This is a genomic window from Stenotrophomonas sp. SrG (assembly GCF_050031795.1).
GTDB classification, from domain to species: Bacteria; Pseudomonadota; Gammaproteobacteria; order Xanthomonadales; family Xanthomonadaceae; genus Stenotrophomonas; species Stenotrophomonas rhizophila_A.
Genome location: NZ_JBNBBE010000267.1, coordinates 1 through 271 on the forward strand (window position 1 = coordinate 1; position 271 = coordinate 271).

1 protein-coding gene is annotated in these 271 nt (G+C 68.3%); it reads left to right on the forward strand.

Going from position 1 to position 271, the window contains the following annotated elements:
* The coding region (locus ACQG3P_RS19795; RefSeq protein WP_426805996.1) for a peptide-methionine (S)-S-oxide reductase at positions 1-271 on the forward strand (271 nt) is incomplete at both ends.

Here is a 271-nt window from a genome sequence, read left to right on the forward strand (position 1 = left end):
CGGAAGAGGCGCTGCCCGGCCGCGAGCACCCGCTTCCGCTGCACAACCAGCACTATGTGAACCGCCCTCCGCTCAAGGACGGCTTCGCCGGGCTGGAGCGCATCCGCTTCGCCATGGGCTGCTTCTGGGGCGCGGAGCGCCAGTTCTGGACCTTGCCGGGGGTGTATTCGACCTCGGTGGGCTATGCGGGCGGGGTGACCCCGAACCCGACCAACGAGGAAGTGTGCTCGGGCCTGACCGGGCACACCGAGAGCGTGGAGCTAGTGATCTA